The sequence below is a fragment of the Rhodococcus sp. NPDC054953 genome (assembly GCF_053609225.1).
On the sequence record NZ_JBSGXD010000060.1, the window covers coordinates 1 to 1,364 of the forward strand.

The 1,364-nt window shown below is 66.9% G+C and carries 1 protein-coding gene and 1 pseudogene; both read right to left on the minus strand.

Going from position 1 to position 1,364, the window contains the following annotated elements; all coding sequences use genetic code 11:
- Positions 1–630: ATP-binding cassette domain-containing protein (locus ACWF62_RS20440; protein ID WP_452631234.1), on the minus strand; the 630-nt coding region annotated here is incomplete at its 3' end.
- Positions 631–674: 44 nt separating this feature from the next.
- Positions 675–1,361, minus strand: a pseudogene (locus ACWF62_RS20445) (ABC transporter ATP-binding protein); the annotation flags it as partial.
- Between the last annotated feature and the right edge of the window lie 3 nt (positions 1,362–1,364).

Sequence of the window (1,364 nt, forward strand, 5' to 3'; positions counted from 1 at the left end):
GTCGTGGGCGATGACGATGTAGGACAGGCCGAACTCGTTCTGCAGCCGGTCCAGCAGGTTGACGACCTGGGCCTGGACGGAGACGTCCAGGGCGGAGACGGGTTCGTCCGCCACGATGATCTCGGGGTTGAGCGCCAGTCCGCGGGCGATGCCGATGCGCTGCCGCTGGCCGCCGGAGAACTGGTGCGGGTACCGGTTGATGTACTCCGGGTTCAGGCCCACGACGTCCAGCAGGTCCTGAACCTTGCGGCGCCGGTCGCCCTTGGGGGCCACCTCGGGGTGGATCTCGTACGGTTCGCCGATGATGTCGCCGACCGTCATCCGGGGGTTGAGGGAGGTGTACGGGTCCTGGAACACCATCTGGATGTTCCGCCGCACGGCCTTGAGCGCCCGCCCGGACAGCTGGGTGATGTCCTCGCCCTTGTAGAAGATCTGCCCGGAGGTCGGCTTCTCCAGGTTCATCAGAAGCTTCGCCACGGTCGACTTGCCACAGCCCGACTCGCCGACGATCCCCAGCGTCTCGCCCTTGTAGAGCGTGAAGGAGATGTCGTCGACGGCCTTGACCGCGCCGATCTGCTTCTTGAAGAGGATGCCCTGGGTGAGCGGGAAGTGCTTGACGAGATTGCGCACTGGTCGGTGGCCATCGGGCAGCGCGGGTTGAAGGCGCAGCCGGAGGGCACGGCGGTCAGGCTCGGCGGCAGGCCGGCGATCGCGTACAGCTCCTGGCCCTTGAGGTCCAGACGCGGTATCGACTCCAGCAGGCCCTTGGTGTACGGGTGCGCCGGCCGCTTGTACAGCTCGTGCACCGGGGCGTTCTCCACGATCCGGCCCGCGTACATCACCGCGATCTTGTCGGCGACGTCGGCGACGACGCCGAGGTCGTGGGTGATGAGGATGAGCCCCATGTTGTGCTCGCGCTGGAGCTCGGCCAGCAGGTCCATGACCTGCGCCTGGACGGTGACGTCCAGGGCCGTGGTCGGCTCGTCCGCGATGATCACATCGGGCTCCAGGGCGAGCGCCATCGCGATCATGATGCGCTGGCGCATACCGCCGGAGAACTGGTGCGGGTAGTCGTTCACCCGGTCCTTGGCGGCCGGGATGCGGACCCGGTCCATCAGCTCGATGGCCTTGGCCTTGGCCTCCTTGCGCGAGGCGCCCCGGTGCACCCGGAACATCTCGCCCAGCTGGAAGCCCACCGAGAGCACCGGGTTCAGGGAGGACAGCGCGTCCTGGAAGATCATGGCGATCTGGTTGCCGCGGATCTTCCGGCGCTGGGCCTCGGACATCTTGAGCATGTCCTGGCCTTTGAAGAGGATCTCCCCGCCGGTGACCTTCCCGGGCGGCATGTCCAGGATGCCCATGAT